Source organism: Pseudomonas sp. 09C 129 (genome assembly GCF_002843625.1).
Taxonomy (GTDB): Bacteria; Pseudomonadota; Gammaproteobacteria; order Pseudomonadales; family Pseudomonadaceae; genus Aquipseudomonas; species Aquipseudomonas chlororaphis.
Window position 1 is genome coordinate 4,607,218 of sequence record NZ_CP025261.1, and the last position, 24,687, is coordinate 4,631,904.

General features: G+C 64.8%; 19 protein-coding genes and 2 riboswitches. Of the genes, 11 read left to right on the plus strand and 8 right to left on the minus strand.

From position 1 onward, the window contains the following. The first annotated feature begins 39 nt into the window (after positions 1-39). Both CXQ81_RS20565 and CXQ81_RS20570 read left to right on the plus strand, forming a co-directional pair. Entirely contained in the window at positions 40-1,263 is a 1,224-nt protein-coding gene (locus CXQ81_RS20565) for an NADH:flavin oxidoreductase/NADH oxidase family protein (RefSeq protein ID WP_101338394.1), read from the plus strand. 208 nt (positions 1,264-1,471) lie between these two features. Beyond that, the gene (locus CXQ81_RS20570; RefSeq protein WP_009044456.1) at positions 1,472-1,795 is read left to right on the plus strand and encodes a hypothetical protein; all 324 of its coding nucleotides are present in this window, start codon (positions 1,472-1,474) and stop codon (positions 1,793-1,795) included. 56 nt (positions 1,796-1,851) lie between these two features. On the opposite strand, the gene CXQ81_RS20575 is transcribed toward CXQ81_RS20570, so the two are convergent. From CXQ81_RS20575 to cobW, 4 genes are all read right to left on the minus strand, one after another. Beyond that, positions 1,852-2,454: a VWA domain-containing protein gene (locus tag CXQ81_RS20575; protein ID WP_178081076.1), complete on the minus strand. Its 603-nt coding sequence runs from the start codon at positions 2,452-2,454 to the stop codon at positions 1,852-1,854. A 53-nt stretch (positions 2,455-2,507) separates the two neighbouring features. Then, positions 2,508-3,515 (minus strand): ATP-binding protein, encoded by a 1,008-nt coding sequence (locus CXQ81_RS20580; protein ID WP_101338395.1) that lies wholly within the window; start codon positions 3,513-3,515, stop codon positions 2,508-2,510. Between the two features lie 177 nt (positions 3,516-3,692). After that, complete coding sequence (cobN, locus tag CXQ81_RS20585; RefSeq protein ID WP_101338396.1) at positions 3,693-7,466, minus strand: cobaltochelatase subunit CobN; 3,774 nt, start codon at positions 7,464-7,466, stop codon at positions 3,693-3,695. Positions 7,467-7,469: 3 nt separating this feature from the next. Continuing rightward, entirely contained in the window at positions 7,470-8,537 is a 1,068-nt protein-coding gene (gene cobW / locus CXQ81_RS20590; protein WP_053261739.1) for a cobalamin biosynthesis protein CobW, read from the minus strand. A gap of 95 nt (positions 8,538-8,632) precedes the next feature. Continuing rightward, positions 8,633-8,832, minus strand: a riboswitch (cobalamin riboswitch). A 105-nt stretch (positions 8,833-8,937) separates the two neighbouring features. Then, a riboswitch (cobalamin riboswitch) is annotated at positions 8,938-9,160 on the plus strand. 97 nt (positions 9,161-9,257) lie between these two features. Here cobW and CXQ81_RS20595 point away from each other — a divergent pair. From CXQ81_RS20595 to cobM, 4 genes are all read left to right on the plus strand, one after another. After that, the gene (locus tag CXQ81_RS20595; protein ID WP_007921866.1) at positions 9,258-9,446 is read left to right on the plus strand and encodes a CbtB-domain containing protein; all 189 of its coding nucleotides are present in this window, start codon (positions 9,258-9,260) and stop codon (positions 9,444-9,446) included. An 11-nt stretch (positions 9,447-9,457) separates the two neighbouring features. Beyond that, positions 9,458-10,165, plus strand: a complete 708-nt coding sequence (locus CXQ81_RS20600; protein WP_101338397.1) for a CbtA family protein — start codon at positions 9,458-9,460, stop codon at positions 10,163-10,165. Beyond that, on the plus strand, positions 10,162-10,575 hold the full coding sequence (locus CXQ81_RS20605; protein WP_101338398.1) for a cobalamin biosynthesis protein: 414 nt from the start codon (positions 10,162-10,164) through the stop codon (positions 10,573-10,575). The genes CXQ81_RS20600 and CXQ81_RS20605 overlap by 4 nt, the downstream gene beginning before the upstream one ends. An 81-nt stretch (positions 10,576-10,656) precedes the next feature. Then, on the plus strand, positions 10,657-11,403 hold the full coding sequence (gene cobM, locus CXQ81_RS20610; RefSeq protein WP_085534276.1) for a precorrin-4 C(11)-methyltransferase: 747 nt from the start codon (positions 10,657-10,659) through the stop codon (positions 11,401-11,403). Positions 11,404-11,580: 177 nt separating this feature from the next. On the opposite strand, the gene nfuA is transcribed toward cobM, so the two are convergent. Together nfuA and CXQ81_RS20620 are read right to left on the minus strand one after the other, a co-directional pair. Then, positions 11,581-12,165: a Fe-S biogenesis protein NfuA gene (gene nfuA / locus CXQ81_RS20615; protein WP_007921862.1), complete on the minus strand. Its 585-nt coding sequence runs from the start codon at positions 12,163-12,165 to the stop codon at positions 11,581-11,583. 203 nt (positions 12,166-12,368) lie between these two features. After that, positions 12,369-14,660 (minus strand): fatty acid cis/trans isomerase, encoded by a 2,292-nt coding sequence (locus tag CXQ81_RS20620; RefSeq protein ID WP_101338399.1) that lies wholly within the window; start codon positions 14,658-14,660, stop codon positions 12,369-12,371. Positions 14,661-14,816: 156 nt separating this feature from the next. Here CXQ81_RS20620 and metH point away from each other — a divergent pair, with 156 nt between their 5' ends. Next, the gene (metH, locus tag CXQ81_RS20625) at positions 14,817-18,527 is read left to right on the plus strand and encodes a methionine synthase (RefSeq protein ID WP_101338400.1); all 3,711 of its coding nucleotides are present in this window, start codon (positions 14,817-14,819) and stop codon (positions 18,525-18,527) included. A 106-nt stretch (positions 18,528-18,633) separates the two neighbouring features. Then, positions 18,634-18,852: a DUF2970 domain-containing protein gene (locus tag CXQ81_RS20630; protein ID WP_009044467.1), complete on the plus strand. Its 219-nt coding sequence runs from the start codon at positions 18,634-18,636 to the stop codon at positions 18,850-18,852. A gap of 7 nt (positions 18,853-18,859) precedes the next feature. Here CXQ81_RS20630 and CXQ81_RS20635 read toward each other — a convergent pair whose 3' ends face one another. Beyond that, on the minus strand, positions 18,860-19,957 hold the full coding sequence (locus tag CXQ81_RS20635; RefSeq protein WP_101338401.1) for an ABC transporter substrate-binding protein: 1,098 nt from the start codon (positions 19,955-19,957) through the stop codon (positions 18,860-18,862). A 497-nt stretch (positions 19,958-20,454) separates the two neighbouring features. Here CXQ81_RS20635 and CXQ81_RS20640 point away from each other — a divergent pair, with 497 nt between their 5' ends. Next, positions 20,455-22,113: a nitrite/sulfite reductase gene (locus CXQ81_RS20640; protein WP_007921849.1), complete on the plus strand. Its 1,659-nt coding sequence runs from the start codon at positions 20,455-20,457 to the stop codon at positions 22,111-22,113. Next, positions 22,097-22,591, plus strand: a complete 495-nt coding sequence (locus CXQ81_RS20645) for a DUF934 domain-containing protein (protein ID WP_007921840.1) — start codon at positions 22,097-22,099, stop codon at positions 22,589-22,591. Before CXQ81_RS20640 ends, CXQ81_RS20645 begins: the two co-directional genes overlap by 17 nt. Before the next feature lie 133 nt (positions 22,592-22,724). Here CXQ81_RS20645 and sohB read toward each other — a convergent pair whose 3' ends face one another. After that, positions 22,725-23,747, minus strand: a complete 1,023-nt coding sequence (gene sohB / locus CXQ81_RS20650; protein ID WP_007921839.1) for a protease SohB — start codon at positions 23,745-23,747, stop codon at positions 22,725-22,727. Positions 23,748-23,951: 204 nt separating this feature from the next. Between sohB and CXQ81_RS20655 the strand changes: the two genes are divergently transcribed. Beyond that, positions 23,952-24,662: a histidine phosphatase family protein gene (locus CXQ81_RS20655; RefSeq protein ID WP_101338402.1), complete on the plus strand. Its 711-nt coding sequence runs from the start codon at positions 23,952-23,954 to the stop codon at positions 24,660-24,662. Positions 24,663-24,687 lie beyond the last annotated feature (25 nt).

Here is a 24,687-nt window from a genome sequence, read left to right on the forward strand (position 1 = left end):
TAAGCTTAGCCTCAGGCCTCCACTGATGAGGAGTCAAGCATGTCACCCTTTCAAGCCTTGAATTTGCCTAACGGCCAGACGATCGGCAATCGCATCGCCAAGGCGGCGATGGAGGAGAACCTCGCCGACCGCCGGCAGGCACCCTCCGCGGCTTTGATCCGGCTCTACCAGACCTGGGCCGAGGGTGAGGCCGGGCTGATCCTGACCGGCAACGTGATGATCGACCGCCGCGCGATGACCGGCCCCGGCGGCGTGGCCCTGGAAGACCAGCAGCACCTGGAGCAGTTCCGCCAGTGGGCCCGTGCCGGTCGTGCCAAGGGCGCGCAGTTCTGGATGCAGCTCAATCACCCCGGGCGCCAGACCATGGCCAACCTCGGCCAGCAGGCCCTGGCGCCATCGGCGGTGGCCCTGGACATGGGGCAGTTCTCGAAAATGTTCGCCGAACCCAGGCCCATGAGCGAAGAGGACATCGCCGAGATCATCCAGCGCTTCGCCAACAGTGCCTGGCTGGCCGAACAGGCCGGTTTTTCCGGGGTGCAGATCCATGCCGCCCACGGCTACCTGATCAGCCAGTTCCTCTCGCCCCTGACCAATCGCCGCACCGATCAATGGGGCGGCTCGCTGGAAAACCGCGCGCGTCTGCTGGTAGAGGTGATCAAGGCGGTACGGGAGAGGGTTTCGGCCACGTTCTGTGTCTCGGTCAAGCTCAACTCCGCCGACTTCCAGCGCGGCGGCTTCGATGCCGGGGACGCGCACCAGGTCATCGAGATGCTCAACGGCCTGCCGGTGGATCTGCTGGAGCTGTCCGGCGGCAGCTACGAGTCCCCGGCCATGCAGGGCGAGGTGCGCGACGGCCGGACCCTGGCGCGCGAAGCCTACTTCATCGAAATGGCCAGCGAACTGGCGCCCGTGGCGCGGATGCCGGTGATGGTCACCGGCGGCATCCGCCGCCTGCCGGTGGTGCAGCAAGTGCTGGACAGCGGTATCGCGATGGCCGGCATCGCCACCGCCCTGGCCCTCGAGCCAGCCCTGCCCCGGCTCTGGCGCAGCGGCCAGCACAGCCATCCGCAACTGCCGCCGCTACGCTGGAAACGCAAGCCCCTGGCCTCCCTGGCGACCATGGCCATCGTCCGCCTGCAGATGCATCGCCTGAGTCGCGGGCGCGCGCCCAAACCTCAAGTACGCCCCTGGCTGGCGCTGCTGCTCGACCAGTTGAGCAGCGCCAGGCGCACGCGCCAGTACCGACAGGAAATGGCCAGGTAATAGCCGATGCAAGAGCGCCAGCAAGGGGGTGCTCTTGCCCGCTCTCAAGGGAACGGACGGGGCGCCTGAGCAAACGCATCCGTCCGTCGGCTGGTAATGTTCAATTCGCGCAGCGGATCGCAAAAAACCAGCAGCATACCCAGCAAAAAAAATACACCGCTGCTAGGATTCCTGGCGGACCTCCCCCCCTAATAATAAGGAGCAACACATGAGAGTCGTCCCCCTTGCCCTGGCTTGCGCCCTCACCCTCGGACTCGCCGGTTGCAACTCCATCGCCGGCAAGACCAATACCCTGAGCGATGAACAGATCAAATCCCAGACCAGCGGCGCCCTGGGTTATGCGCCCTCGGACGTCAGCATCGTCAGCCGTCGCACCGAAGGCACCAACACCTACGTGGCCTTGAAAACCAACGACAACAAGGAGTTCAACTGCATCATCAACGGCGGCAATCTGCTCACCCTGGGCATGACCAACCCGCCTTCCTGCGCCAGGAAAGGCGAAGCCATCCGTTCCGCTCCTTTCGGCGGCTGAAACGCTGATCCGGGGGCAGTCGTCGGCCGGCTCACGGCCGGACTGCCCTCACCCCATCACACCCCATCGATATGCCGGTACTGTGCATCCAGCTGCTGCGCCAGCTCGCGAGCGCGGCCGAGGCGGATCGGCCCGCGTTCGATATCGATCAACAGGGTCGGACAACCCAGGCGCTCCAAGGGCGGCAAGGTCTTGAGCCGGCCATCGGTGAGCAGCAGTACCCGTTGCTGCTCGGCCGGGTAACGCTTCTGCCGCGAAACCAGCCATTGCCCCGCCTCGGCCAGGGCCGCCAGCAACGGTGTGCCGCCGCCCGCTCCCAGGCCGTCGAGCCAGTCGCGCAAATCCTTCGAGGCCTTCAACCCCTGCACTTGCCAGTTCGGCGCGCGGCCGCTGGCGGTCAGCAAGGCCAGGCGTGCGCGCTGTCGGTAGGCATCGTCGAACAGCTGGGCCAGCAGGCCCTTGGCATCGCTCAACGCCTGATGGCGGCGGGTCGAGGCCGAGGCATCGACGACCACCAGCCACAGCTCATGGGGCGAACGGCTGCGCAGGTGCCACAACAGATCGTCACGCTGGCGGGGCCGGCCGTTGAGCAAGGTGCCGGGCCAGTTGATCGAGCCGTGGACGGCCGCGCGCGCGCGGCCTTGCCTGCCCTTGTCCAACCGCCCGGCGCGGGACTTGGCATTCGCCCCCGCGTCGGACCGGGGGCGAATGCCTAGGGCTTTTTTGGCCAGCTCGGCACTTCACGCCGGGCGCCGGTGGCCAGCGCCTGGGCCGGCAATTCACCCCATTGGCCCTGGCCTTCGGCGGGGCTGGATTGGGCCGGGGATGGCGCGGGAGACGGCTGCGGCTGATGGACCGCGCTCGGCGGGTAGTCACGACGGCGGTGGCGCAGGGCGAATTCGGCCACCGCGTCTATGTCCTGCTCCTCGATGGCCCGGGCACCGCGCCAGGCAGCATGGGCGCGGGCGGCACGCAGCCATACCAGGTCCGCGCGCAGGCCGTCGACGCCGGCGGCGAAACAGCGTTCGGTGATCCGCTCCAGCGCTCGATCGTCCAGGTCGATCTCCGCCAGCAACAACCGCGCCCGCTGGCAGCGCTGGCGCAGCGCCGCCTGCTCGGCGGCCCACCGCTCACAGAAAGCCTGGGGGTCGCTGTCGAAATCCAGCCGCCGGCGAATGATCTGCCCGCGTTCAGTGGGCGGCGTCTGCCCGCTCAGGGCGACATTCAGGCCAAAGCGGTCCAGCAGCTGCGGGCGCAGCTCGCCCTCCTCCGGGTTCATGGTGCCGATCAGCACGAACCTGGCCGAATGCCGGTGGGAAATACCGTCGCGCTCGATCAGGTTGGTGCCGCTGGCGGCCACGTCCAGCAGCAGGTCCACCAGATGGTCCGGCAGCAGGTTCACCTCGTCGACGTAGAGCACCCCGCCATCGGCCTTGGCCAGCACGCCCGGGGAAAACTGCGCCCGGCCTTCGCCCAGCGCCGCGTCCAGATCCAGGGTGCCGACCAGGCGCTCTTCGGTCGCGCCCAGGGGCAAGGTGACGAACTGCCCGCTGGCCAGCAGGCCCGCCAGGCCGCGGGCCAGTGTGGACTTGGCCATGCCCCGCGGGCCTTCGATCAACACCCCGCCGATTTTCGGGTCGATGGCCGTCAGGCACAGCGCCAGTTTCAGGTCATCGGCGCCGACCACGGCGGACAGCGGGAAATGTGGGGTATCGCTCATATCGGTTCTCGGTAAAGGGATGCACGAACATCAATCGGTGTAGCCGCTGCCGCAGGCTGCGATTGACGACGCAGTCGGCATAAAACAGGCGACGCATTGCTATCTGACCGACCGCGTTGCCTGCCCCAGCGGGCCCTGCGGACCCGATCGCAGCCTGCGGCAGCGGCTACAGGGGCATCAGCCATCTTCTTCGATATCCAGCAGCAGGTTTTCCAGGGCCTCGCGGTACTCGCCGGGCGCCTGCCACATCCCGCGCTGCTGGGCTTCGAGCAGGCGCTCGGTCATGTCGCGCAACGCATGGGGGTTGTGCTGCCGGATGAATTCGCGGGTCGCCGGGTCCAGCAGATAGGCGTCGGCCAGCAAGGCGTACTGGTGATCGTCGATCAGTTCGGTGGTGGCGTCGAAGGCGAACAGATTATCCACGGTGGCGGCCATTTCAAAGGCGCCCTTGTAGCCGTGGCGCTTCACCCCTTCGATCCACTTCGGGTTGGCTGCGCGGGAGCGGATCACCCGGTTCAGCTCTTCCTTGAGGCTGCGGATCTTCGGCAGGTCCGGCTGGCTGTGGTCGCCGTGGTAGCTGGCGGCCTTTTCGCCGCTGAGGCTTTCCACCGCCGCGAGCATGCCGCCCTGGAACTGGTAGTAGTCGTTGGAATCCAGAAGGTCATGCTCGCGGTTGTCCTGGTTCTGCAGCACCGCCTGCACCTGGCTCAGGCGCTGGGCGAACTGGCCACGGGCCGCGGTGCCTTCGTCGGCGCCGCCATAGGCGTAGCCGCCCCAGTTCAGGTAGACCTCGGCCAGGTCCTCGCGGCTCTGCCACAAGCGAGCGTCGATAGCGCCCTGCACGCCCGCGCCATAGGCCCCGGGCTTGGCGCCGAAGATCCGCCAGCCGGCCTGGCGCTGCGCGGCCTCGGCATCGAGACCGGACTGCAGCAACGCTTCACGCTCGGCGCGGACCTTGGCCGCCAGCGGGTTGAGGTCGTCCGGCTCGTCCAGCGCGGCCACCGCCTGCACCGTGGCGTCGAACAGGCGGATCAGGTTGGCGAAGGCATCGCGGAAGAACCCGGACACCCGCAGGGTCACGTCCACCCGCGGGCGGTCCAGCAGGCTCAGCGGCAGGATCTCGAAGTCGTCGACCCGCTGGCTGCCGGTGGCCCACACCGGGCGCACGCCCATCAGCGCCATGGCCTGGGCGATATCGTCGCCGCCGGTGCGCATGGTCGCCGTGCCCCACACCGACAGGCCTAGTTGGCGCAGGTGGTCGCCATGGTCCTGCAGGTGCCGTTCGAGGATCAGGTTGGCCGACTGGAAACCGATGCGCCAGGCGGTGGTGGTCGGCAGGTTGCGCACGTCCACCGAGTAGAAGTTGCGCCCGGTGGGCAGCACGTCCAGGCGTCCACGACTCGGTGCGCCGCTGGGCCCGGCCGGCACGAAACACCCGCCCAGGGCATCCAGCAAGCCACGCATTTCCGCCGGGCCGCAGGCATCCAGGCGCGGCGCCACTACCTCGCGCAGGCTGTCGATGATCGCCTTGACCTCGCTCCAGCCGGGCTCGTTCAGTTGCTCGACCTCACCGGCCAAGGCCGCTTCTATCAAGCGCCCGGCAAACAGCTCCAGGCGCTCACGGGTATCGCCGGCAGTGCGCCACAGCTGCTCGCTGAGGTCCTGCAATAACTGTGGCCGGCGCCCGCTCCAGGGTTCGGCCAAGGCGCAGTCCAGCGGATCGAAGCCCAGCTCGAAGGCCTTGGCCAGGGCCCGCAACAGGCTCGACTGCGCGCCCCGGCCATCGCCACGGGGAATGCGCAGCAGGGCCAGCAAGGTGTCGATGCGCAGGCGGCCCGCGGGCGATTCGCCGAACACATGCAGGCCATCGCGGATCTGCGACTCCTTCAGGTCGCACAGGTAGGTGTCCAGGCGCGGCAGCCAGAGCGCCGCGTCGGCCTCGCCGTCGAGCTGCCCGTCCAGTTGCAGTTCACGGTCGATCCGGGTCACCCGCACCAGCTTGAGAATGTCTTTCTGCAACTCGCGGGCGCGGCGCGGATCGAGCAACTGGGCTTCGTAGTACTCGTCGGCCAGCAGTTCCAGGTCGCGCAGCGGGCCGTAAGTTTCGGCGCGGGTCAGCGGCGGCATCAGGTGGTCGATGATCACCGCCTGGGTCCGGCGCTTGGCCTGGGCGCCCTCGCCCGGGTCATTGACGATGAATGGATAGATATTCGGCAGCGGCCCCAGCAGCACGTCCGGCCAGCAGCTTTCGGACAGGCCGACGCCCTTGCCCGGCAGCCACTCCAGGTTGCCGTGCTTGCCGACGTGGATCAGCCCATGGGTGCCGTAGGTCTGGCGCAGCCAGAAGTAGAACGCCAGGTACCCGTGGGGCGGCACCAGGTCCGGGTCGTGATAGACCGCGCTCGGATCGACCTGATAACCGCGCGCCGGCTGGATGCCGACAAAGGTCAGGCCAAAACGCAGGCCGGCGATCATCAGCCGCCCACCGCGGAACATCGGGTCGTTTTGCGGCCCGCCCCAACGCTCGAGCACCGCCAGGCGATTGGCTTCGGGCAGCGCGTCGAACATGGCCTGGTACTCCTCCAGCGCCAGGCTTTGCTGGCACGGGCGCAGGTCGAGGCTGTCCAGGTCATTGCTGACGCCGCCGAGCAGTTGCTGGATCAGCGCCGTCCCGCTGTCCGGCAACTCGGCCGGCAACGGATAACCCTCGGCGTGCAGCGCGCGCAGGATATTCAGCGCCGCCGCCGGCGTATCCAGGCCCACGCCATTGCCGATGCGGCCGTCGCGGGTCGGGTAGTTGGCAAGGATCAGGGCGATGCGTTTTTCAGCATTCGGCAGCCGGGCCAGATCGACCCAGCGCCGCGCCAGTTCGGCGACAAAATCCATGCGCTCGGGGGCCGGGCGGTAGCAGACCACGTCCGACTGGCTGCGCTCGCTGCGCCAGGCCAGGTCCTTGAAGCTGATGGGCCGGCTGATGATGCGCCCGTCCAGTTCCGGCAAGGCGATGTGCATCGCCAGGTCCCGCGGGCCCAGACCCTGCTCGCTGGCGCGCCAGCCGGGTTCGTTGTCCTGGGCGCAGATGGCCTGGATCACCGGGATATCGCGGCGGAACGGCCGCAAGTGCGGCGCCTCCGGGCTGGACTGGGCAAAGCCGGTGGTGTTGAGAATCACCCCTGCCTGCACTTCATCCAGCAGGTCCTCGACCACCGCCAGGCAACCGGGCTCTTTCAGGCTGGCCAGGGCTATCGGCAGCGGGTTCAGGCCCGCCGCCAACAAGCGCCGGCAGAACTCATCGATAAAGGCGGTGTTGGCCGCCTGCAAATGCGAGCGGTAGAACAGCAGCGCCGCCACCGGCTGGCCAGCCCGCCAATCGGCGTGCCAGTCGCTGAGGGCGGCGCTGCTTTGGTGCGGGTGGTAGATCGCCGTGCGCGGCAGGGTCTGCGGCTCGGACCAAGGGTAATCACGCCCCAGCCAGCCACTGGCCAGGCAGCGGTACAGGTTCAACGCATTGCCCATGCCGCCCTGGCGCAGAAAGTGCCAGAGGCGCTCGCGGTCGGCGGCGGGCACCGTGCTCAGGTCGCTCAGTTCCGGGTCCGGACGATCGTCGCCCGGCACCAGGATCAGCTGCACGCCACGTTGCGCCAGCTGCACCAGTTGCTCGATGCCATAACGCCAATAGGCGATGCCGCCGTGCAGGGAAATCAGGATCACCTTGGCGTGGCGCAGCACCTGGTCGACATACAGGTCGACCGAGGCATGGTTCTGCACCTGCATCGGGTTGGCCAGGCGAAAGCTCGGGTAATCCTCCGGCAGTTGCTGCGCCGCTTCGGCCAGCAGCGCCAGGCTGGAGTCGCCGCTGCACAGGATCACCAGCTCGGCGGGGGTTTGTCCAAGGTCGGCAATGTTGTCATCCGACACGAAACCGCCGGGCTGGGTCCTGAGCAGGTGCATGACTTACACGCTAAGCGCGGCGCGCAATTGCGCTTCGAGCAGGGTCGCGTCCAGTTCCTGGCCGATCAGCACCAGGCGCGTGGCACGGGCTTCATCGGCGCCCCACTGGCGGTCGAAGTGCTTGTCGAAACGCGTGCCCACGCCCTGGATCAACAGGCGCATCGGCTTGTTGGGGATCGCCGCGAAACCCTTGACCCGCAGGATGCCGTGCTGCACCACCAGTTGGGTCAGGGCGTCCAGCAGCAGGCTTTCGTCGGCCTGGGGCAGCTCGATGGAGATGGAATCGAAGGCGTCGTGGTCATGATCATCATGATCGTCGCCATCGTGGTGATGATCGTGATGGCTGTGGCGGCCGTCGATATGTTCTTCCGAGCCGTTGCCCAGGCCCAGCAGCACGTCCAGCGGCAGGCGACCGCTGCTGGCTTCGATGACTTTCACCGCCGGCGGCAGCTCCTCGGCCACTTCCAGGCGCACCTTGGCCAGGTCTGCCGGGCTGATCAGGTCGGCCTTGTTGAGGATCACCAGGTCGGCGCTGGACAGCTGGTCGGCGAACAGCTCGTGCAGCGGCGATTCATGGTCGAGGTTGGGGTCGAGCTTGCGCTGGGCGTCGACCTGGTCCGGGAAGGCGGCGAAGGTGCCGGCGGCCACGGCCGGACTATCGACCACGGTGATCACCGCGTCGACGGTGCAGGCGCTGCGGATTTCCGGCCACTGGAATGCCTGGACCAAAGGTTTGGGCAGGGCCAGGCCAGAGGTTTCGATCAGGATATGGTCGAGGTCGCCGCGACGGGCCACCAGCTCGCGCATCACCGGGAAGAACTCTTCCTGCACGGTGCAGCACAGGCAGCCGTTGGCCAGTTCAAAGACGCGACCGCTGGCTTCTTCCTCGGTGCAACCGATGGAACACTGCTTGAGGATCTCGCCGTCGATGCCCAGCTCGCCGAACTCGTTGACGATCACCGCGATGCGTCGACCCTGGGCGTTGTCCAGCATGTGCCGCAGCAAGGTGGTTTTGCCCGAGCCGAGGAAGCCGGTAACGATGGTGACGGGAAGTTTGGCCAGTGTTTTCATCGGATGCCCTTTGGCAAGGTGGCGGGCATACGGGACGAGAACCGCGCAGGCAACTGCACGGAAGGGTTCGCCACCGGATCACCCCGCCCGGTTGTAGTGAGAATCAGGTCCGAGGCAGGTCTCCTGGCTGACGGCGTGCCGGTCGTTCGACTGGCCAACGATGCGCCTTCCCGCCGCCTGGCAGTGGCCTTGCATCGTTCATCACCGTTTACAGTTGCGGGGGCAGCCGCGGCTTGGACCGCGTTCCCTTCTTAGCTTCGACAGACGCCGAAGAACCTCGAAAGCGCAAGGCTACGCAGAGCTTGGGGGGCGGTCAATGTCCATGCAGCGCGAGGACAGGCCAATTGCGATCGAAAACGAGAACCCTTGCCAATTGACGCCCCTCCCTCGCCCATGCTCTCCTACACACCTTGTTACGGGTGCCCTTCACAGGGTGAAACGGGAAACCGGTGCGTCACAGGCCAAAAGCCTTGATCAGTCCGGTGCTGCCCCCGCAACGGTAAGCGAGCGAAGAATCAGATCCACTGTGCCAGCAGTCCGGCATGGGAAGGCGATTCTTGCAGGCGTGGCGCAAGCCCCGCCCCTCGCGAGCCCGGAGACCGGCCCGCTGCACAGTCATAACAAACCCGCGGTGGGCGGGCGCTGTTAATTCCCCGCGAGCCCGTCTCGCGGGGTTTTGCTGCGCTCGATTCACCCGCTGACACACCAGAGGGAAGCGCCATGTCGATCATCAGCAGCACCAGCCATTCCAGCAGCAGTACCGCCACCCTGAGCCAACGCCTGGTCGCCGCCATCGGCGCCTCGATCCTCGGTGCGTGCCTTGTGTATTTCGCCGGCTTCTCCCATATCGAAGCGGTGCACAACGCCGCCCACGATACCCGTCACAGCGCCGCCTTCCCTTGCCACTGAGACCTGCCGACATGATCAAGCGTATCGCGCAAACCGCGGGGTTCACCGGGTTGCTGGCGGCCCTGTTGCTGACCCTGCTGCAAAGCTTCTGGGTCGCACCGCTGATCCTGGAGGCGGAAACCTATGAGAAGGCCCCGGCCGCCCAGCATGAAGAAGCGCATGAGCATGCCGCCGGCAGCGCCGCCCACAGCCACGACGCCGAAGCCTGGGAGCCGCAAGATGGCTGGCAGCGCGTGCTGTCCACCACCGGCGGCAACCTGGTGGTCGCCGTGGGGTTCGCCCTGATGCTCGCCGGTCTCTACACCCTGCGCGCGCCGAACCGTACTTCCCAAGGCCTGCTCTGGGGCCTGGCCGGTTATGCCACTTTCTGCCTGGCGCCGACCCTCGGCCTGCCGCCCGAACTGCCGGGCACCGCCGCCGCGGACCTGGCGCAACGGCAGGTCTGGTGGGTCGGTACCGCCGCTTCCACCGCGGCCGGCATTGCCCTGATCGTCTTCGCCCGGAACTGGCTGCTGAAAGCGCTGGGCGTGGCCATCCTCGCCGTGCCGCACCTCATCGGCGCGCCACAGCCGCAAGTGCATTCGATGCTCGCCCCGGAGGAGTTGGAGGCGCAGTTCAAGATCGCTTCGCAGCTGACCAACGCCGCGTTCTGGCTGGCCCTGGGCCTGATCAGCGCCTGGCTGTTCCGCCGCAAGAGCGACGATCAGTACTCGGCATGACGCAGGCCAGCACAGCGCCGACCCTGGTGGTCGGCCTGGGCTGCCAGCGGGGCTGCCCGGTGGAGACCTTGCGCGCCCTGCTCGACCAGACCCTGAGCACCCACCGCATCGACCCCGGGCAGATCAAGGCCCTGGCCAGCATCGACCTGAAACGCGAGGAACCCGGGCTGCTGGCCCTGGCCACGCAACTGGGCTTGCCCCTGACCTGTTTCAGCAGTAACCAGCTGACGCCTTATGTGCTGCAACTCAGCCATCGTTCGCAGATCGCCTACGAACGCACCGGCTGTTACGGCGTCGCCGAAAGCGCCGCCCTGGCCCTGGCCGAACAGCTGGCCCGAAGCCCGGCAAAGCTGCTGGTCCCGCGGCAGAAATACGCCCAGGCGACCCTCGCCTTGGCCTGCTCCGGGTAAATCTTCGATAATCCCCGCCGCTGATCATGAGCAATCTTCATCTGTGAGGTTGCCTCGCCCCTTTTTTCACAGGAGAACGCCATGACCGTCTTTTTTATCGGCGCAGGTCCCGGCGACCCGGAACTGATCACCGTCAAGGGCCAGCGGCTGATCCACAGCTGCCCGGTCATCATTTATGCCGGCTCCCTGGTGCCCGAAGCGGTGCTCCAGGGCCATCGCGCCGAACAGCTGGTCAACAGCGCCGAACTGCACCTGGAGCAGATCATCGAGCTGATCAAGGACGCCCATGGCAAAGGCCAGGACGTGGCCCGGGTACATTCCGGCGACCCCAGCCTGTACGGCGCCATCGGCGAGCAGATTCGCTGCCTGCGCGAGCTGGGCATCCCCTTCGAGATCATCCCCGGCGTGACCGCCACCGCGGCCTGCGCGGCCTTGCTGGGGGCCGAACTGACCCTGCCGGACGTCGCCCAGAGCGTGATCCTGACCCGCTATGCCGACAAGACCTCGATGCCCGCCGGCGAGGCGTTCGCCAGCCTGGCCGCCCACGGCACCACCATGGCGATTCACCTGGGGGTCAACCATCTGGAAAAGATTGTCGCCGAGCTGCTGCCCCACTACGGCGCCGACTGCCCGATTGCCGTGGTGCACCGGGCGACCTGGCCGGACCAGGACTGGGTGCTGGGCACCCTGGCGGACATTGCCGAGAAGGTCCAGGCCAAGGGTTTTCGGCGCACGGCGCTGATCCTGGTGGGCCGGGTGCTGGCCACGGACAGTTTCAGTGAGTCGTCGCTGTATCGCGCGGGGCATGCGCATTTGTATCGGCCTTGAAGAGCATCGCGGGCAAGTCGGATCTCCGCCCGCTCGCTCCTACAGAAAATGCGCATGCCTCTGTAGGAGCGAAGCTTGCTCGCGATCCAGGCGACACGGCGCACCTGAAATCACAAGCATCAAGCATAAAAAAACGGCGCTCACGGGGCGCCGTTTTTCATGTTCGCAGCGAACGCCTTAGTAGTAGGCGTTTTCTTTCTGCGTGTGGTCGGTGACGTCACGTACTCCCTTGAGCTCGGGAATGCGCTCGAGCAGGGTGCGCTCGATGCCTTCCTTCAGGGTCACGTCGGCCTGGCCGCAGCCTTGGCAACCACCACCGAACTGCAGCACGGCGATGCCGTCCTCGACCACATCGATCAGGCTGACCTGGCCGCCGTGGCTGGCCAGCCCCGGGTTGATCTCGGTTTGCAGGTAGTAGTTGATGCGCTCGTTGACCGGGCTGTCGGCGTTGACCATCGGCACCTTGGCGTTGGGCGCCTTGATGGTCAACTGGCCGCCCATGCGGTCGGTGGCGTAGTCGACCACCGCGTCATCGAGGAAACCTTCGCTGAAGGCGTCGATGTAGGCGGTGAAGCTCTTCAGCCCCAGGGCTTTGTCTTCGGGTTTTTCTTCACCCGGCTTGCAATAGGCGATGCAGGTCTCGGCGTACTGAGTCCCTGGCTGGGTGATAAAGATGCGGATGCCAATGCCCGGGGTGTTCTGCTTGGAGAGCAGATCAGCCAGATAATCGTGGGCGGCGTCGGTAATGGTAATAGCGGTCATGGAAATTCCTCGCAGGCGTGGGCGCAGTTTACGCCAATCGGCGTGCCGGACAAAGTCCTAGTATTTTTGTCAGGATAGACCTTGGTCGATAGGCCCGCGCTGCGTGGTCGACGCAACGCCTGGGATTTTTTACAAGGCTTTTCCGGGATGGGCCGGGCCGCAACCTGAGGGCTGCGGCCCGGAATTTCAAGGGCCTGGTGCCTTCAGAGGTTCTCGTAGCGGTTCATGTCCAGTACGCCCGCCTCTTTCGGATCGGTCTCGAGGATGTACTGGGTCTGGTCATGGAAGTACTGCCAGAACTGCGGATGGCTGCGACGGATCCCCCAGCGCTCGACGATTTTCTCGAAACGGTGGGCGTCCTTGGCGTTTTCCATCTCGGCCACGAACTCCGGCACCTGCCCGGCGGGAATGTTGAACATGAAGTTCGGGTAGCTGCTGAGCACGCCCGGATAGATGGTCAGGGTGTCCAGGCCCGGCTGGTAACGCAGCGACTCGCCCAGCAGGAACGCTACGTTACTGTGGGCGCGGTTGCGCAGCATGCTGTAGAACACCCGTTTGCCGCTCGGTGCCTGGATACGCAGCATGGTGGCCTCCGGCAACAGGTCGATGACCCGCATGCCGGCCGCTGGCCGCGAAACCAGGCCGCTGAGGGCCTGTTCGGCATTCTGCAGCGCCGGGTCGATATTCGGCCGCGAGCAGTAGGCGCCGTCACAGCGGTTGATCGGATCGGGCCGCGCATTGAGGTCGCCGTAGCGGTTCAGCAACTGGTTGGCGAAGTCGCGTTTCGGGTCCTTTTCGTCCAGCACCAGGGCGCTGGCCTTGTCGTCGTCGATGGACTCGTAGTCCAGCCACATCTTGAACTTGCCACTGTTCTGGTACCAATCGTCGAGGAACTCCTCGCGGGTGCCGGCGGGCATCAAACGCAGGAAGTTCTGCTCGGCGCCGTTGCGGATCAGGTCGAAGTACAGCCGGGTCTGCGCCTGGTGCGAGACATTGCCGAACACATCGAAGTTGACCGCCAACTGGTAATAGGTGCGCTCCAGCAGCGGATAGTCGAACAGCCACATCGTCTGCGGCACCTCGCCGATCAGGCCCTTGGTCACCGAGGCGCTGTCGAAGTGACGGAAGATGCTCAGCAATGCGTTGTCGTTGCCCGCCCACAGGGTCGACCAGCTTGGCGGCGGCGCATCGGCGTAGGAATCGCGACGCAGGATCTCGTATTCGTTGCGCTTGTCGCGGTAGGCCAGCCACAGGCTCAGCACGCTGCCGACGTCGTCGTTCTGCCCGGGCATGGCCAGCAGCGGCGTGGCCTGGCCGCGGTAGGCCGGGTCGGTGATATAGAGGTCGTGTTCCGGGGCCTGGAACAGCGCCCAGAAGTTGTCGCGGATCACGTCGGTGGCGATCTGCCCGCGACACACCGGGCCGCGGATAAAGGTGCGCACGAAGTACTCGGCGTTATCCAGCATGAACTGGTAGCGGGCCTTGGCCGGAATCGCCTCGAAGGTCTCGAACGGGTTGGCGCGGCGGCCCGGGCCATAACCCGGCAGCGCGGTGACCTGATAGTCGCCGCTGTAGAACAGGGTCTTGATCCGCGCCATCTTCGCCGCGCTCAGCGGGTAGGTGATGTGGGTCTTGTGCACGATCACCCCCTGCACCGGCCACAGGCGGTAATACACCTGGGTGCCCGGGTCGTCGTTGGGCCGGCGGGTGTTGATCAGGTCGATCGGCTGGCCGCTCGGCGTGCGCGAACGCACCCACTGGAAGAAATGCCCCGGCTCGCCGCCCTCGAAGTAGATATGGGCGAGGAACCAGTGCTCGAACAGCCAGCGGGCCACCAGGCTTTCCCGGGCGCCCGGGGCATTGAGCAGGTTTTCCCACTGCAGCACCTGCATCGCTTCCCTGGCGCTCGGCGCCAGGCCCTGCTCGTCGATCGGCGCACCGGAAGCCAGCCAGCGTTGCAGGGTCTGGTATTGCTGATCGGTCAGGCCGGTCACCGCCAGCGGCATGCCTTCGCGCGGATGGGCCCGGGCATAACCGTCGAATTCGGCCGGTTGCGCGCACATGTTCTCGCGGTTCAGGCCCAGGACGATGTTGTCCGGCAGCTTGGCGTTGGGTTGCAACGGCGTCTTGTGGCCCAGTTCCAGCATGCGCGCCATCAGCGCCGCCTGGCTGCCCTGGGCGTCGAGCACCGAGTAGAAGCCCATGCCCTGCCAGGCGTGCTTGCCGGAAGCATCGTAGAACAAGCGGGTCGGCGTCTGCGCCTTGCTGCGCTCGCCGTCGTACACCGGGATCTTCGAGGCGCCGCGGGCCGCGCCCTCGCCGCTGCCCAGGTTGAGCTGGCAGGCCGAGTCGTAGCAGGCGTGGCAGGCCACGCACTTCTCGGTGAAGATCGGCTGGATATCGCGGGTGTAGGAGATCGCTGGCGCGGGACCCTGGGCGCTGGCGAGCGAACTTAAAAGCAGCAGCAGACTGCCGATGACAACGCGGTAAGACATATCCCTGGTCCAATCCATAAGAAAATCCGGCGATTCTACCGGGCCAGCACGGCCACCAACATGAGCGATATTCATGCAAAAGTGCCGCATGCTCTAAAAGCGCACAGGTTTGCTATGATCCTCGCCCTTCGTAATGGCCCTTCCAGGTAGTCTTTCATGTCCGATCGCAGCACGCGCCTCCAAGCCCTTCAGCAAGCCCTCAAAGAGCGCATCCTGATTCTCGACGGCGGCATGGGCACCATGATCCAGAGCTATAAGCTCGAGGAGCAGGACTACCGTGGCAAACGCTTCGCCGACTGGCCGAGCGACGTCAAGGGCAACAACGACCTGTTGGTGCTGACCCGCCCGGACGTGATCGGCGGCATCGAGAAAGCCTACCTGGATGCCGGCGCCGACATCCTCGAGACCAACACCTTCAACGCCACGCAGATTTCCATGGCCGACTACGGCATGGAAGCGCTGGTCTACGAGCTCAACGTCGAAGGCGCGCGCCTGGCGCGCAAGGTGGCCGACGCCAAGACCCTGGAGACCCCGGACAAGCCGCGCTTCGTCGCCGGCGTACTGGGCCCGACCAGCCGCACCTGCTCGCTGTCGCCGGACGTCAACAACCCCGGCTACCGCAACGTCACCTTCGACGAACTGGTGGAGAACTACACCGAGGCCACCAAGGGCCTGATCGAGGGCGGCGCCGACCTGATCCTGATCGAGACCATCTTCGACACCCTCAACGCCAAGGCGGCGATCTTCGCCGTGCAGGGCGTGTTCGAAGAGCTGGGCCTCGAACTGCCGATCATGATCTCCGGCACCATCACCGACGCCTCGGGCCGCACCCTGTCCGGGCAGACCACCGAAGCCTTCTGGAACTCGGTGGCCCACGCCAAGCCGATCTCCGTCGGCCTCAACTGCGCCCTCGGCGCCAGCGAACTGCGCCCCTACCTGGAAGAGCTGTCGAACAAGGCCAGCACCCACGTCTCCGCGCACCCCAACGCCGGCCTGCCCAACGAATTCGGCGAATACGACGAACTGCCGACGCAAACCGCCAAGGTCATCGAAGAGTTCGCCCAGAGCGGCTTCCTGAACATCGTCGGCGGCTGCTGCGGCACCACCCCGGGGCACATCGAGGCCATCGCCAAGGCCGTCGCCGGCTATGCCCCGCGGCAGATCCCGGACATTCCCAAGGCCTGCCGCCTGTCGGGCCTGGAGCCGTTCACCATCGATCGCCAGTCGTTGTTCGTCAACGTCGGCGAACGCACCAACATCACCGGTTCCGCCAAGTTCGCCCGCCTGATCCGTGAAGAGAACTACACCGAAGCCCTGGAAGTCGCCCTGCAGCAGGTCGAAGCCGGCGCCCAGGTGATCGACATCAACATGGACGAAGGCATGCTGGACTCGAAGAAGGCCATGGTGACCTTCCTCAACCTGATCGCCGGCGAGCCGGACATCTCGCGCGTGCCGATCATGATCGACTCCTCCAAGTGGGAAGTGATCGAAGCCGGCCTCAAGTGCATCCAGGGCAAGGGCATCGTCAACTCCATCAGCATGAAGGAAGGCGTCGAGCAGTTCATTCATCACGCCAAGCTGTGCAAGCGCTACGGCGCCGCCGTGGTGGTGATGGCCTTCGACGAAGCCGGCCAGGCCGACACCGAGGCGCGCAAGAAGGAAATCTGCAAGCGCTCCTACGACATCCTGGTCAACGACGTCGGCTTCCCGCCGGAAGACATCATCTTCGACCCGAACATCTTCGCCGTGGCCACCGGTATCGAGGAGCACAACAACTACGCGGTGGACTTCATCAACGCCTGCGCCTACATCCGCGACGAGCTGCCCTATGCGCTGAGCTCCGGCGGCGTGTCCAACGTGTCGTTCTCCTTCCGCGGCAACAACCCGGTGCGCGAGGCGATCCACTCGGTGTTCCTGCTGTATGCGATCCGCAACGGCCTGACCATGGGTATCGTCAACGCCGGCCAGCTGGAGATCTACGACCAGATCCCGCAGGAGCTGCGCGACGCCGTCGAGGACGTGATCCTCAACCGCACGCCGGAAGGCACCGACGCCCTCCTCGCCATCGCCGACAAGTACAAGGGCGACGGCAGCGTCAAGGAAGCCGAGACCGAAGAGTGGCGCAACTGGGACGTCAACAAGCGCCTGGAGCACGCCCTGGTCAAGGGCATCACCACCCACATTGTCGAGGACACCGAAGAGTCGCGGCTGTCCTTCGCCCGCCCGATCGAAGTGATCGAAGGCCCGCTGATGGCTGGCATGAACATCGTCGGCGACCTGTTCGGCGCCGGCAAAATGTTCCTGCCCCAGGTGGTCAAGTCCGCCCGGGTGATGAAGCAGGCCGTGGCCCACCTGATCCCGTTCATCGAGCTGGAAAAAGGCGACAAGCCGCAAGCCAAGGGCAAGATCCTCATGGCCACGGTCAAGGGCGACGTGCACGACATCGGCAAGAACATCGTCGGCGTGGTCCTGGGCTGTAACGGCTACGACATCGTCGACCTCGGTGTGATGGTGCCGGCGGAGAAAATCCTGCAGGTGGCCAAGGAACAGAAGTGCGACATCATCGGCCTGTCCGGCCTGATCACCCCGTCGCTGGACGAGATGGTCCACGTCGCCCGGGAAATGCAGCGCCAGGACTTCCACCTGCCGCTGATGATCGGTGGCGCCACCACCTCCAAGGCGCACACGGCGGTGAAGATCGAGCCCAAGTACAGCAATGACGCGGTGGTCTACGTCACCGACGCCTCGCGCGCCGTGGGCGTGGCCACCCAGCTGCTGTCCAAGGAGCTCAAGGCCGGTTTCGTCCAGCGCACCCGCGAAGAGTACGTGGAAGTCCGCGAGCGCACCGCCAACCGCAGCGCCCGCACCGAGCGCCTGAGCTACCCGGCGGCCGTGGCCAAGAAGCCGCAGTTCGACTGGAGCAGCTACCAGCCGACCGTGCCGACCTTCACCGGCGCCAAGGTGCTGGACAATATCGACCTGCGGGTCCTGGCCGAATACATCGACTGGACGCCGTTCTTCATCTCCTGGGACCTGGCCGGCAAGTTCCCGCGCATCCTTGAGGACGAAGTGGTGGGTGAAGCCGCCACCGCGCTGTACCAGGACGCTCGGGAAATGCTCGACAAGCTGATCGATGAGAAGCTGATCAGCGCCCGCGCGGTGTTCGGCTTCTGGCCAGCCAACCAGGTGCAGGACGACGACCTGGAAGTCTATGGCGCCGACGGCCAGCCCTTGGCCAGGCTGCACCACCTGCGCCAGCAGACCATCAAGACCGACGGCAAGCCGAACTTCTCCCTGGCCGACTTCGTCGCCCCCAAGGACAGCGGCGTGACCGACTACGTCGGTGGTTTCATCACCACCGCCGGCATCGGCGCCGAAGAAGTGGCCAAGGCCTATCAGGACAAGGGCGACGACTACAACTCGATCATGGTCAAGGCCCTGGCCGATCGCCTGGCCGAGGCCTGCGCCGAGTGGCTGCACCAGCAAGTGCGTAAAAACTACTGGGGCTATGCCAAGGACGAAGAGTTGGACAACGAGGCGCTGATCAAGGAGCAGTACAGCGGTATCCGCCCTGCCCCGGGTTACCCGGCCTGCCCGGACCACACCGAGAAGAGCACCCTGTTCGCCCTGCTCGACCCCGAGGCATCCGAAGGCAAGGCCGGGCGCAGCGGCGTGTTCCTCACCGAACACTTCGCCATGTTTCCGGCGGCGGCGGTCAGCGGCTGGTACTTCGCCCATCCGCAGGCGCAGTACTTCGCCGTGGGCAAGATCGACAAGGACCAGGTCAGCAGCTACAGCGCACGCAAAGGCCAGGACCTGGCCGTGACCGAGCGCTGGCTGGCGCCGAACCTGGGCTACGACAACTAAAAGCCCAGCTCGCTTCACTTGCGGGAGCCGCCAGTCGGCGCTCCCGCAAGCTGGAACAAGCGGTATTGTCTATGCTTTCCCCACACCCATTTGTGTCGAGGGATTTATGGACGACCCCACCAACGACAAGCCGCCGACCCTTTGGCAGATGCTGCAAAGCGTCGCCGCTGCCGCCTTTGGCGTGCAGAGCGGGAAGAACCGCAAGCGCGACTTCACCCACGGCAAACCCAGCCATTTCATGATCCTGGGCATTCTGTTCACCGCGGTGTTCGCCTTGACCCTGTTCGGTATCGTCAAGCTGGTCGTGCACCTGGCGGGGCTTTGAACGCCTGTCAGTGCAATAACAGATTCAGCGAGAAGGGATAACGGTAGCCGGCCGGCTTGCCCTCGGCCGACAACCCGCGAAAGTCCACGCCGTATTGCTGTGTCCCCTGCAACTCCAGCAGACGCTGCGCCTGGACCTTGTCCAGGAACTGGAACACGCCCAGTTGCCAGTCCGGGCCGCCATGGGTCGCAGGGTTCAGCCCCCGGGCATCGTCGTTGAGGACCACCATTGCCCAGCCCCCCAGGGTGAAGTGCCCGGCGATCAACGCCGTCAGGCGCCCGTCGATCAATGCCTGCAAGGCCTGCGGCGAGCTGTTCAGGGCGCTGAACAGCACATCCTTGCCCGGCCGCCGCCCTTGCTGCTCCAGCGCCTCCATCGCTCCCAGGGCCATCTCGTCGTTGGCCGACCAGATCAACTGCGTCTGCGGATAGCGCTTGAGCAACTGCTGGGCCTGCTCAAAGGCGCGCTGGCGATTCCACTCGCCATACACCAGTTGCCGCAGGCGCACCTCGGGATGCTCCGCCAATGCCCGCCGCAAGCCTTGTTCGCGTGATTGCGCCACCGGAGTGTTCTTCACGCCCGAGAACGCCAGCAGGTCGATGTACTGCCCGGGAGCGAGCGGGCCGTGACGACGAATCAGCTCCTTGAGCATCAGGTAGCCGGCTTCTTCGTCGTTGGCGATCATGCTGCCGATCCAGTCGGGATAACGGTTCTGGTGCTCGTCCAGCAAGCGTTGCTGATCGGCGGTCAGCGCGTTGCTGACGACGAACAGCTTCACCCCGCTGCCCTGGGACAGGCGCAGGATCTCCGGCGCGACATATTGCTCGTTGACCACCACCAGGTAATCCGGTCGGTCCGGGCCCTGCAAGGCTTCCCGGGCCTGGCGGATGGTGGTTTGCGAATCGCGCTGCGAATAACGCACGCGCAAATCCAGGCCGAGGTCATTGGCCGCGACCTGCATGAATTGGGAATACCCGACCCAGAAGGTTTCAGTGGAGTGGCCCGGATTCAAAAACACGACCGAGGTGGCATGGGCCATGGCCCAGAACGTTGGACTCAGTACAAGCAGCACCAGCAGCAGACACTTACCAAACGCCTTGAACATTGCGACCAGAGTCCCGGAATATTGCCCGCAGTATAACTGGCAAAATACTGGCCTATATCGGCAAATCGTCATTTCCCACAGACAATTCGGACTCTGCTCATCGCTTGACCGCAACTATTGATGACTGACCCAGAACACCGCCGTTCCCACGACCAGAATGATCAGAAAGAGAATGGCCCAAGCATCGACAGCACTGTCGCTTTTCCTTGCCTTGGTTGGATTGCTCATAGCATCGCCTCTTGTCGGTTTTATCGGTGACTGCACAAAGACTCGAGCACAGTTAAGCCGAGGATTGCCCTCACCACAAATGTGGGTTTGAGCCGGTCGGATACCGTTAGTCGTTTTGGTTCTTTGCATATACTCAAACATCACTTTTGCGCATAACTGCAAACTGGTATCTTCGCCCGGCTCCGTTGGGAGTGCGCGGCCGTGCGCGCAGAATTTCTTGGGTGACATCCGCCTCTGCGTCACCTGATAAGCCTGAGAACAGGATCTATATGTACGTATACGACGAGTACGATCAGCGGATCATCGAGGACCGCGTCAAGCAGTTCCGTGATCAGACCCGGCGCTATCTGGCAGGCGAGCTGAGCGAAGAAGAATTCCGCCCTCTGCGCCTGCAGAATGGCCTCTATATCCAACGTTTTGCCCCGATGCTGCGGGTGGCGGTGCCTTATGGCCAGCTGACTTCGCGCCAAGCACGGATGATGGCCAGGATCGCTCGCGACTACGACAAGGGCTACGCCCACATCAGTACCCGGCAGAACGTGCAGTTCAACTGGCCGGCGCTGGAAGACATCCCGGACATCCTGGCTGAGCTGGCGACCGTGCAGATGCACGCCATCCAGACCAGCGGCAACTGCCTGCGCAACGTCACCACCGACCAGTTCGCCGGCGTCGCCGCCGATGAGTTGATCGACCCGCGCCCCTGGTGTGAAATCGTCCGTCAGTGGACCACCTTCCACCCTGAGTTCGCCTACCTGCCGCGCAAGTTCAAGATCGCCATCAACGGTTCGACCTCGGACCGCGCGGCCATCGAAGTCCACGACATCGGCCTGGAGCCGGTGCACAACGCCGCTGGCGAGCTGGGCTTCCGGGTCCTGGTCGGTGGCGGCCTGGGCCGGACCCCGGTGGTCGGCGCCTTCATCAACGAGTTCCTGCCGTGGCAGGACCTGTTGAGCTACCTCGACGCCATCCTGCGGGTCTACAACCGCTACGGGCGGCGTGACAACAAGTACAAGGCGCGGATCAAGATCCTGGTCAAGGCCCTGACCCCAGAGGTGTTCGCCGAGAAGGTCGAAGCGGAAATGGCTCACCTGCGCGGCGGCCAGACCACCCTGACCGACGCCGAAGTGCATCGCGTGGCCAAGCACTTCGTCGATCCGGACTACAAGGCCCTGGCCAACCAGGACGCCGAGCTGGCCGAACTCGACAAACAATATCCGGGCTTCGCCCGCTGGCGCACGCGCAACACCCTGGCCCACAAGAAGCCGGGCTATGTCGCCGTGACCCTGTCGCTGAAACCCACGGGCGTAGCCCCGGGCGACGTCACCGACAAGCAGTTGGACGGCATCGCCGACCTGGCCGACCGCTACAGCTTCGGCCAGCTGCGCACCTCCCACGAGCAGAACGTGATTCTCGCCGACGTCGAGCAGAGCCAACTGTTCACCCTGTGGGGCGAGCTGCGCGAACAAGGTTTCGCCACGCCGAACATCGGCCTGCTGACCGACATCATCTGCTGCCCGGGCGGTGATTTCTGCTCCCTGGCCAACGCCAAGTCGATCCCGATCGCCGAGTCCATCCAGCGCCGTTTCGATGATTTGGACTACCTGTTCGACATCGGCGAGCTGGACCTGAACATCTCCGGTTGCATGAACGCTTGCGGCCACCACCACGTGGGCCATATCGGCATCCTCGGGGTGGACAAGAAAGGCGAAGAGTTCTATCAGGTTTCCCTGGGTGGCAGCGCCAGCCGCGACGCCAGCCTGGGCAAGATCCTCGGCCCGTCCTTCGCCCAGGACGACATGCCCGATGTGATCTCGAAGCTGATCGACGTTTACGTGGAACAACGTACCGAAGACGAGCGCTTCATCGACACCTACCAACGTATTGGCATCGACCTCTTCAAGGAGCGCGTCTATGCAGCGAATCATTAAGAACAACGAGGTCATCGACGAAACCTGGCACCTGCTGCCCAAGGACGCGACCCTCGACGGCATTTCCAACTGCGACGACCTGATCGTGCCGCTGGCCCTGTGGCGCGAGCACGCTCACGCCCTCAAGGCCCGCGACGGCGGCCTGGGCGTGTGGCTGGACGCCGATGAAGAAGCCGAAGAGATCGGCGATGACGTGCAGCACTTCCAGGTCATCGCCCTGAACTTCCCGGCCTTCACCGACGGCCGCAACTACTCCAACGCCCGCCTGTTGCGCGACCGTTACGGCTTCAAGGGCGAACTGCGAGCGATCGGCGATGTGCTGCGCGACCAGCTGTTCTACCTGCGCCGCTGCGGGTTCGACGCTTACGCCCTGCGCGCCGACAAGGACCCGTACGAAGCCCTGGAAAGCCTCAAGGACTTCTCCGTGACCTACCAGGCCGCCACCGACGAACCGCTGCCGCTGTTCCGTCGCCGCTAAGGCCCGCGCCAACAAAAAGCCCTGGACCGGGAAACCGGTTCAGGGCTTTTTTGTGTCCGGCATCTTTACCGCGGTGCCCGCGATCACGGGCAAGCCTCGCTCCTACAGAAGAAACACGTTCCCGTGGTGCCTCTTACCAGAAACGCTGCTGGGTCAGGCGACTCCACCAGGTCAGCAGCACACGGTCGATGGAACCGCTGGCCGCCAGCCCTACCCGCTCCTGCAGGCTCTTGCGCTCGGCGTAGTGCAGGTGGAACAGCTCGGCGCTCTTGGCGCGCTCGGCCAGGTACTCGTCGCTGGTTTTCAGCTCGTCGATCAGGTGCTTTTCCAACGCCGCGACACCCAGCCAGACTTCACCGGTGGCCACGTCGTCGATGACCAGTTGCGGCCGATAACGGGAAACGAAGTTCTTGAACAACTGATGGGTGACATCCAGGTCTTCCTGGAATTTCTCCCGACCCTTTTCGGTGTTTTCGCCAAACACGGTCAGGGTGCGCTTGTACTCACCGGCAGTCAGCACTTCGAAGTCGATATCGTGTTTTTTCAGCAGGCGGTTGACGTTGGGCAACTGCGCCACCACGCCGATCGAGCCCAGGATGGCGAACGGCGCGCTGATGATCTTCTCGCCAATGCACGCCATCATGTAGCCGCCGCTGGCCGCGACCTTGTCGATGCACACCGTCAACGGCACGCCGGCCTGGCGAATCCGCGCCAGTTGCGACGAGGCCAGCCCATAGCTGTGCACCATGCCGCCGGCGCTTTCCAGGCGCAGCACCACTTCATCCTTGGGCGTGGCCAGGCTCAGCAGCGCGGTGATTTCGTGGCGCAGCCCCTCGGTGGCCGAGGCCTTGATGTCGCCGCTGAAATCCAGCACGAACACCCGCGGTTTTTCCTCGTGCTGCTTCTTGTGTTTTTTCTCGGCCTTGGCCTCGGACTTGCGCAGTGCCTTGAGCTGGTCCTTGTCGAGCAGGCTCTGCTCCAGACGCTCGCGCAGGCCCTTGTAGAAATCGTTGAGCTTGCTCACATGCAACTGCCCGGCGCCCTTGCGCCGGCCTTTGCTGCGCAGCGAGGCAGCGGTGATCAGCACCACCAGGATGGCGATGACCAGGGTGACGGTTTTGGCCAGGAAACTGGCGTACTCGGAGAGAAACTCCACAGGGACTCCTTAAAGGCGTGCATCACTGCCAACACGTGGCGGAATGGCTCCAGCATACCGGCGCAGCCAGGCCTCGACCAGTCGCGAAACCTCCTGTTACCGTGCTCTAACGGGCATTTCAAACAAGCGTATGTTTTTTCATTGACAGCTCACCGGCATCCTCATAACCTCGCAAAACTTTCAACGTACCGGGATGACGCGGACGTGGGCAGCATCTATCTGATTCGACATGGCCAGGCCTCCTTCGGTGCGGACGACTACGACGTCCTGTCGACCACGGGTGTGCGCCAGGCCGAAGTGCTCGGTCAACACCTGGTCGAACTGGGCGTGAACTTCGATCGCTGCCTGGCGGGCGACCTGCGTCGCCAGCAACACACTGCCCATTCCGCCCTGCAGCAGTTCAGCGCCGCGGGCCTGCCCACACCGATCCTGGAAACCGATTCGGCGTTCAACGAATTCGATGCCGACGCGGTGATCCGCGCCCTGTTGCCCGGCATGTTGTCCGAAGAACCCGACGCCCTGGACATCCTGCGCAACGCCGCGCAGAACCGCGCCGAATTCCAGCGCATCTTCGCCCTGATCATCGAGCGCTGGCTGGCCGGCACCTACGATCCACCGGGGCTGGAAAGCTGGCTGGGGTTTGTCGAACGGGTGCAGGCCGGCCTGCAGCGCATTCTGGAACAGGCCGACAACACCCAGAAAATCGCCGTGTTCACCTCCGGCGGCACCATCACCGCCCTGCTCCACCTGATTACCCGGATGCCTGCCGCCCAGGCCTTCGAACTGAATTGGCAAATCGTCAATACCTCGCTCAACCAGCTGAAGTTTCGCGGTCGCGAGGTTGCCCTGGCTTCCTTCAACAGCCATGCCCATCTGCAACTGCTGAAGGCCCCGGAACTCATCACTTTCCGCTGAGTCCGGATCACTGTGACCCTTGCTG